This is a genomic window from Mesorhizobium sp. M7A.F.Ca.US.002.01.1.1 (genome assembly GCF_004022955.1).
GTDB lineage: Bacteria > Pseudomonadota > Alphaproteobacteria > Rhizobiales > Rhizobiaceae > Mesorhizobium > Mesorhizobium ciceri.
Map to the genome: position 1 here is coordinate 1 of NZ_RZQE01000256.1, position 8,351 is coordinate 8,351.

Sequence of the window (8,351 nt, forward strand, 5' to 3'; positions counted from 1 at the left end):
ATCATCGCCGATGCTGCCAATGTTTCGGATGGCACCGCCGGCGTCATCACCTGGGAAGGATCCTGGAACAGCAAACGTGTCCAGGTGCGCACCATCGTCGATACGCTGGCGACGCGCAAACTGCCGGCGCGCTGGCTCAGTGTTTCGATCACCGAAGAGGTCGCGGTACCAGCCACCTTCGACATGATGATGCGGCCGGGCTCGCCGACGACCTTCTCCAATTTCGATCATCTCGAGCATACGCTGCCCAAGGCTCCGGGATTCCCCGCCGAGTCGGTGCTGCGCACCGACCGCAGGGCGGCGCGCTTTCCGCAAGGCCTTATCGCCAGCCACATCGAGATCTTTTCCGAAGGGCGCGCCAAGGAACTGCTGATCACGCCCAAGGGTATACGCATCGTCTGGCTTCTGGCCGAAGCCGAGCGGGCGCGCTATGGCGTTTTCCGGCAGGCCGAATTCGGCGACGCCGCACTCGATCCCGCGCTGATCGAAAGGCTGCTGATGTCGGTGTCGGCGCTTCGCGACGCGATCAACAAAAGCGAACGGCAGGCCGCATGACCAGTTCCGCCACTGCACCCACCAATCCCTATCTGGTTCTCGGCGCCGCAATCGTGCTGCCGGGAAGCGGGCACGTCATTCTGGGCGTGCCGGTGCGCGGCCTTCAATTCCTTTTCTTCATGGTGATCCTGGCATGGGTGACGGCCAAGATCGCGCCGCCCGATGCCAGCTTCGTCGGCCGTCACGCCGGCGGCTTCCTGATCTATGCTTTGTCGATCCTGGACGCCTACAAGCTCGCCCGCATCCGCACCGCCAAATGGGTTCACAACGCCCGGCAAGGCAACGATAGTGGGCAGAGCGGCATTGAGACGCATAGGTAACTAGAGGAATATTTTTTTCATACGATTGAATTTGCGGACCTCATTCGATACATCATTTCAGAGTTGCAAACGATCTCTTAGCTACAAAACGTCGGGAGGCTGACATGTGTGGAATTGTCGGACTGTTTTTGAAGGACAAGTCGCTGGAACCCCAGCTTGGCGCGATGCTGTCGCAGATGCTGATCTCGCTCAGCGATCGCGGTCCCGATAGCGCCGGCATCGCCATCTATGGCGCGCCGTCCAAGAATGAGGCCAAGATCACCATCCAGTCGGCCAAGCCCGACCGCGATTTCCGCGGCCTCGAGGCGGAGCTCGCCAAGGCCATCGGCACGCCGGTGACGATCGCGGTGAAATCCACCCATGCAGTCGTCAGGACCACCCCCGCCAAGATCGATGAAGCGCGCGAAACCATCCAGGCGCTGCGCCCCGACATCCGCATCATGGGCGCCGGCGACGTGGTCGAGATCTACAAGGAAGTCGGCCTGCCCGAGGCAGTCGTCGATCGCTTCGATGTCCGCAAGATGACCGGCACACATGGCATCGGCCATACCCGCATGGCGACGGAATCGGCGGTGACGACGATGGGCGCGCATCCGTTCTCGACCGGCGCCGACCAGTGCCTGGTGCACAATGGCTCGCTGTCGAACCACAACAATGTCCGCCGCGAACTGATCCGCGAAGGCATGACCTTCGAAACCGAGAACGACACCGAAGTCGCTGCCGCCTATCTCTCGTCACAGATGGCGCATGGCAAGAATCTCGGCGAGGCGCTGGAAGGCACGCTCTCCGACCTCGACGGCTTCTTCACCTTCGTCGTCGGCACCAAGAACGGCTTTGGCGTGGTGCGCGATCCGATTGCCTGCAAGCCAGCCGTGATGGCCGAAACCGACCAATATGTCGCCTTCGGCTCGGAATATCGCGCGCTGACCAAACTGCCCGGCATAGACAATGCGAGGGTCTGGGAACCCGAGCCCGCAACCGTCTATTTCTGGGAGCATTGAGTTCATGCCGGCAACCACGCTTTCAAAAACCGCGGCACACGACCCTCGGGTCTTCGATCTCGACCAGTTGTCGCTGCGCGAACTCAACCAGGCGCTGCACAATCTGGCTCCCGGCTCGAACGAAACGGCATGGGAAGTGCTGAACCCGAAAGGCAGCCATTCGGTGGCCGTTGGCGTCGACCAGCCTGTTGCCATCGATGTGCGCGGCAGCGTCGGCTATTACTGCGGCGGCATGAATTCCGGCAGCACCATTACCGTGCATGGCTCGGCAGGGCCTGGAGTCGGCGAGAACATGATGTCGGGCTCGATCACCATCAAAGGCGACGCCAGCCAGTATGCCGGCGCCACCGGCAAGGGCGGCCTGCTGGTCATCGAAGGCAACGCCTCGTCGCGCTGCGGCATTTCGATGAAGGGCATCGATATCGTCGTGCATGGAAATATCGGCCATATGTCGGCCTTCATGGCGCAGTCAGGCAATCTGGTGGTGTTGGGCGATGCCGGCGATGCGCTCGGCGATTCCATCTACGAGGCGCGGCTCTTCGTGCGCGGCAAGGTCGACAGCCTCGGCGCCGACTGCATCGCCAAGGAAATGCGGACCGAGCATCTGGAATTGCTGCAGGGCCTGCTCGACCGCGCCGGCGTCACCGGCGTCAAGCCGTCGGAGTTCAAGCGCTACGGCTCGGCGCGTACCCTCTATAATTTCAATATCGACAACGCCGACGCGTATTGAGGCAGCATGACCTACAGGAACCCGCCGACGACGCCGCGCAAATCCGCGACCTTCGACGACTACACGCTTTCCGAGATCCGCCGTGCCGCGGCGACCGGCATCTATGACATCCGTGGCGCCGGCGCCAAGCGCAAGCTGCCGCATTTCGACGACCTACTGTTCCTCGGCGCCTCGATCTCGCGTTACCCGCTCGAAGGCTATCGCGAGCGCTGCGACACATCGGTCGTGCTCGGCTCTCGCCATGCCAAGAAGCCGATCGAGTTGAAGATTCCGATCACCATTGCCGGCATGAGCTTCGGCTCGCTGTCGGGTCCGGCCAAGGAAGCGCTCGGACGCGGCGCTACCCTGTCGGGCACCTCGACCACGACGGGCGACGGCGGCATGACCGAGGAGGAGCGCGGCCATTCCAAGCAACTGGTCTATCAATATCTGCCGTCGCGCTACGGCATGAACCTGCGCGATCTGCGCCGCGCCGATGCGATCGAGGTCGTCGTCGGCCAGGGCGCCAAGCCGGGTGGCGGCGGCATGCTGCTTGGCCAGAAGATTTCGGATCGTGTCGCGGAAATGCGCACGCTGCCGAAAGGCATCGACCAGCGCTCGGCCTCACGCCATCCCGACTGGACCGGACCCGACGATCTCGAGATCAAGATCCTCGAATTGCGCGAAATCACCGACTGGGAAAAACCGATCTACGTCAAGGTCGGCGGCGCGCGCCCCTATTATGACACGGCGCTTGCCGTGAAGGCCGGCGCCGATGTCGTTGTCGTCGACGGCATGCAGGGCGGCACCGCCGCCACCCAGGAAGTGTTCATCGAAAATGTCGGCCAGCCGACGCTTGCCTGCATCAGGCCGGCCGTGCAGGCGCTGCAGGACCTCGGCATGCACCGCAAGGTGCAGTTGATCGTCTCCGGCGGCATTCGCAACGGCGCCGATGTCGCCAAGGCGCTGGCGCTCGGCGTCGACGCGGTCTCGATCGGCACGGCGGCCCTTGTCGCGCTCGGCGACAACGATCCGCGCTGGGAGGCGGAGTACAACGAGCTTGGCACCACGGCCGGCGCCTATGACGATTGGCACGAGGGGCGCGACCCCGCCGGCATCACCACGCAGGATCCGGAACTGATGAAGCGGGTCGATCCGGTGGCTGCCGGGCGCCGGCTAGCGAACTACCTCAAGGTGATGACCCTTGAGGCTCAAACGATCGCCCGCGCGTGCGGCAAGAACAGCCTGCACAATCTCGAACCCGAGGACCTGGTCGCGCTGACGATCGAGGCAGCCGCCATGGCCGGCGTGCCGCTGGCCGGCACCAACTGGATACCGGGGAAGAACGGCTTCTGATCAACGAAGGGCCGATTCCCGCATACTCGGGAACAACAATCGATAAAATGGGGAACTACCGTGGCAACTGATCTTGCTGAATTCGCAAGGGCGAAAAACGTCAAATATTTCATGATTTCCTACACTGACCTGTTCAGTGGCCAGCGTGCCAAGCTGGTGCCGGCGCAGGCGATATCAGACATGCAGAAGGACGGCGCCGGCTTTGCCGGTTTCGCCACATGGCTGGACCTGACGCCGGCGCATCCCGACATGCTTGCGGTGCCGGATCCGGATTCGGTGATCCAGCTGCCGTGGAAGCCTGAGGTCGCCTGGGTGGCGGCCAACTGCATCATGGACGACAAGGAGGTCGACCAGGCGCCGCGCAACACACTGAAGCGGCTGATCGCGGAAGCCGCCAGCGACGGCATGCATGTCAAGACCGGCGTCGAGGCCGAGTTCTTCCTGATCTCGCCTGACGGCAAGACGATCTCCGACGAATACGACACGGCCTCAAAACCCTGCTACGACCAGCAAGCGGTGATGCGGCGCTACGACGTCATCGCAGAGATCTGCGACCACATGCTGGCGCTCGGCTGGGGCGCCTATCAGAACGACCATGAGGACGCCAACGGCCAGTTCGAGATGAACTGGGCTTTCGACGACGCGCTGGCGACCGCCGACAAGCACTCGTTCTTCAAATTCATGGTCAAGTCGATCGCGGAAAAGCATGGCCTGCGCGCGACCTTCATGCCGAAGCCCTTCCAGGGTCTGACCGGCAATGGCTGCCATGCCCATATCTCGGTTTGGGACAAATCGGGCAAGACCAACGTCTTCGCCGACAATGCGATGGAGCTCGGCCTGTCGGCCAAGGGCCGGAATTTCCTCGGCGGCATCATGAAGCATGCCTCCGCACTAGCCGCGATCACCAACCCGACGGTGAATTCCTACAAACGCATCAACGCGCCGCGCACCATTTCGGGCGCGACCTGGGCACCGAACACGGTGACCTGGACCGGCAACAACCGCACCCACATGGTGCGCGTGCCCGGCCCCGGCCGCTTCGAGCTGCGCCTGCCGGATGGCGCCGCCAATCCCTATTTGCTGCAGGCCGTCATCATCGCGGCCGGCCTCGACGGCATCCGCTCCAAGGCCGATCCGGGCAAGCGCCACGACATCGACATGTACCAGCTCGGCCATACCGTCACAGACGCACCGAAGCTGCCGCTCAACCTGCTCGACGCGCTGCGTGAGTTCGACAATGACAAATCGCTCAAGGCGGCGCTGGGTGAGGAATTTTCGTCGGCATATCTAAAGCTGAAGCAGCAGGAATGGAATTCCTATGCTTCGCACTTCACGCAATGGGAGCGCGACCACACGCTGGATATTTGACCACCAGCGCGACGCGAGCGACCTCGGAATGAACTGATGAAATATTCGATCTTCTCGCTCGCTCGTGCCGCCGTGTCCGGCCACAAGAACTGGCAGCGCACCTGGCGCGACGCCACGCCGAAGGATCGCTACGACGTGGTGATCATCGGCGGCGGTGGGCACGGGCTGGCCACCGCCTGGTTCCTCGCCAGCGAGTACGGCATCAAGAATGTCGCCGTGCTCGAAAAAGGCTGGATCGGCTCCGGCAATGCCGGCCGCAACACCACCATCATCCGCTCCAATTACGGTCTGCCCGGCAACACCGGCTTCTACGAATTGTCGATGAAGCTGTGGGAGCGGATGGAGCAGGACCTCAACTACAATGCGATGGTCAGCCAGCGCGGCGTCATCAACCTCTACCATTCCGACGCGCAGCGCGACGCCTATGCGCGGCGCGGCAACACCATGCGCATCAACGGCATCGACGCCGAACTGCTCGACCTCGCTGCCGTCAGGAAGATGATCCCGTTCCTGAACTTCGACAATGCGCGCTTTCCCGTGCAAGGCGGGCTGTTGCAGCGGCGCGGCGGCACGGCGCGGCACGATGCGGTGGTCTGGGGCTATGCGCATGCGGCGAGCGAACTCGGCGTCGACATCATCCAGAATTGCGAAGTCACCGGCTTCGTCAGAGACGCCAATGGCAAGGTGACCGGCGTCGAGACGTCGCGCGGCAAGATCGGCGCCGGAAAGGTTGGCATGGCGGTCGCCGGCTCCTCGTCGCGCGTCGCGGCAATGGCCGGCCTGCGCCTGCCGATCGAGAGCCATGTGCTGCAGGCCTTCGTCTCCGAGGCGATCAAGCCGCTCATCCCGGGCGTCATGACCTTCGGCGCCGGCCATTTCTACGTCAGCCAGTCCGACAAGGGCGGCCTCGTCTTCGGCGGCGATATAGACGGCTACAATTCCTACGCCCAGCGCGGCAACATGCCTGTGATGGAAGACGTCTGCGAGGGCGGCATGGCGCTGATGCCGATGATCGGCCGCGTGCGCCTGCTGCGCCAGTGGGGCGGCATCATGGACATGTCGATGGACGGTTCACCGATCATCGACAAGACGCCCGTCGACGGGCTCTATCTCAACGCGGGCTGGTGCTATGGCGGCTTCAAGGCGACGCCAGGGTCCGGTTTTGTCTTTGCGCACCTCCTGGCTCGCGACGAGTCGCATGAAGAAGCGGCACGGTTCCGCCTAGACCGGTTCCGAACTGGCGCCATGATCGACGAAAAGGGCCAGGGCGCCCAACCGAACCTGCATTGAAGGCGGTTTAGAAGAAATGCGCATTGCCTGTCCTTTCTGCGGTGAACGCGAACTCGGCGAGTTCACCTATCTCGGCGACGCCAAACCGGTACGGCCCGAGGCCGGCGCCTCGGAAGACGAGGTCTTCGACTATGTCTATCTGCGCGACAATGTCGCCGGCGCGACCAGCGAATACTGGTACCATGGCGGTGGTTGCCGGGCTTGGCTGAAGGTCACCCGCAACACGCTGACGCACGAGATTTCCTCCATCGAACCGGCGGCTGGTGCCGGCGCTGCGAAGGTTGGTGCGTGATGGCCGGCGCGCAGACACACCGGCTCGGCAATGGCGGGCTTGTCGACCGCTCGGCACCGCTGAACTTCCGTTTCGACGGCAAGGCTTTCTCCGGCTTCCAGGGCGACACGCTCGCCTCGGCGCTGATCGCCAACGGCGTCAAGCTGGTCGGCCGTTCGTTCAAATACCACCGCCCGCGCGGCATCCTGACTGCGGGCTCGGAAGAACCCAATGCGCTGGTCGAGCTGCGCACCGGGGCACGGCGCGAGCCGAACACCAAGGCGACGACGGCCGAACTCTATGACGGGCTCGAGGCCGCCAGCCAGAACCGTTGGCCGTCGCTGCGCCACGACGTGATGTCGGTCAACCAGCTGTTCGCGCCGATCTTCGTTGCCGGCTTCTACTACAAGACATTCATGTGGCCGGCGAAGTTCTGGGAAGCGATCTATGAGCCGGCGATCCGCCGCGCCGCAGGCCTTGGCCGTGCCGCCGGCCTTGCCGATCCCGACCACTACGACAAGGCATGGGCGCATTGCGACGTGCTGATCGCCGGCTCCGGCCCGGCTGGTCTGGCCGCGGCGTTGGCAGCCGGCCGCGCAGGCGCCCGCGTCATCCTGTGCGAGGAGGATTTTGTCCTCGGCGGCCGTCTGCTGTCGGATGGCGCAATGATCGACGGCGAACCTGCGGCCGAGTGGATTTCGCGGACGCTGGCTGAACTGGCTGGTATGCCCGACGTCCGCGTCATGACCCGCACGACGCTGTTCGGCGTCTACGATGGCGGCACCTATGGCGCCATTGAGCGGGTCAACGACCATTTGCCCTCGCCGCCCGAGCACCAGGTGCGCCAGCGCCTGTGGCGGATCGTGGCGAAGCGCTGCGTCGTGGCAGCCGGCGCCATCGAACGGCCGATCGTCTTTGCCGGCAACGACACGCCCGGCGTGATGATGGCCTCCGCCATGCGCACCTATGTCGCGCGCTACGCCGCTACACCGGCAAAGCGGATCGCACTTTTCACCAACAATGAGGACGGCTGGCGCACCGTCGAGACGGCGCTCGGTGCCGGCCTGCAGATAGCGGCGGTCATCGATGCACGGCCCGAAATATCGCCGGCGCATCGTTCGCTGGCCTCGAAGGGCGGCTTCCCGGTGCTGCACGGTTCCGTCAGTGGCATCGACGGCGGCAAGGATGGCGTCAGGAAAATCGCGGTGTCGCTGACCGGCGGCGCGCGCGCCGAGGTTGAAGCGGACGGGCTCGCCGTTTCCGGCGGCTGGAACCCGGCGGTCGGGCTGACCTCCTATCATCGCGGCCGGCCGAAATGGCGCGACGATATTGCTGCTTTCGTACCGGACGGCGCGCCGCCCGGTATGGTCGCAGCGGGCGCCGCCAATGGCGACTTTGGCCTCGGCGCCTGCCTGAGCCAGGGATTTGCCGCTGGCGCGGCAGCGGCGCGTGACACGGGGCACAATGGTACGGCGGGCGCC

9 protein-coding genes are annotated in these 8,351 nt (G+C 64.0%); all 9 read left to right on the top strand.

Annotated elements, in window-relative coordinates; genetic code table 11:
- The coding region (locus EN932_RS22275; protein WP_128369071.1) for a hypothetical protein at nucleotides 1-555 on the top strand (555 nt) is incomplete at its 5' end.
- Nucleotides 552-875 carry a hypothetical protein gene (locus EN932_RS22280; RefSeq protein ID WP_013532903.1) on the top strand — a complete coding sequence of 108 codons (324 nt, stop codon included), beginning with the start codon at nucleotides 552-554 and terminating at the stop codon, nucleotides 873-875. The genes EN932_RS22275 and EN932_RS22280, both read left to right, overlap by 4 nt.
- Before the next feature lie 104 nt (nucleotides 876-979).
- Nucleotides 980-1,876: a glutamine amidotransferase family protein gene (locus EN932_RS22285; RefSeq protein ID WP_063167616.1), complete on the top strand. Its 897-nt coding sequence runs from the start codon at nucleotides 980-982 to the stop codon at nucleotides 1,874-1,876.
- Nucleotides 1,877-1,880: 4 nt separating this feature from the next.
- Entirely contained in the window at nucleotides 1,881-2,606 is a 726-nt protein-coding gene (locus EN932_RS22290) for a GXGXG domain-containing protein (RefSeq protein WP_013532905.1), read from the top strand.
- 6 nt (nucleotides 2,607-2,612) lie between these two features.
- Entirely contained in the window at nucleotides 2,613-3,941 is a 1,329-nt protein-coding gene (locus tag EN932_RS22295) for a glutamate synthase-related protein (RefSeq protein ID WP_010914750.1), read from the top strand.
- Nucleotides 3,942-4,001: 60 nt separating this feature from the next.
- Nucleotides 4,002-5,309 carry a type III glutamate--ammonia ligase gene (gene glnT, locus EN932_RS22300; protein WP_127384735.1) on the top strand — a complete coding sequence of 436 codons (1,308 nt, stop codon included), beginning with the start codon at nucleotides 4,002-4,004 and terminating at the stop codon, nucleotides 5,307-5,309.
- A gap of 36 nt (nucleotides 5,310-5,345) precedes the next feature.
- Nucleotides 5,346-6,599, top strand: coding sequence for a sarcosine oxidase subunit beta family protein (locus tag EN932_RS22305; protein ID WP_127368331.1), 1,254 nt, complete (start codon nucleotides 5,346-5,348; stop codon nucleotides 6,597-6,599).
- Nucleotides 6,600-6,615: 16 nt separating this feature from the next.
- Nucleotides 6,616-6,891, top strand: a complete 276-nt coding sequence (locus EN932_RS22310) for a sarcosine oxidase subunit delta family protein (protein WP_024502588.1) — start codon at nucleotides 6,616-6,618, stop codon at nucleotides 6,889-6,891.
- Nucleotides 6,891-8,351: 2Fe-2S iron-sulfur cluster-binding protein (locus EN932_RS22315; RefSeq protein ID WP_128369072.1), on the top strand; the 1,461-nt coding region annotated here is incomplete at its 3' end. The genes EN932_RS22310 and EN932_RS22315, both read left to right, overlap by 1 nt.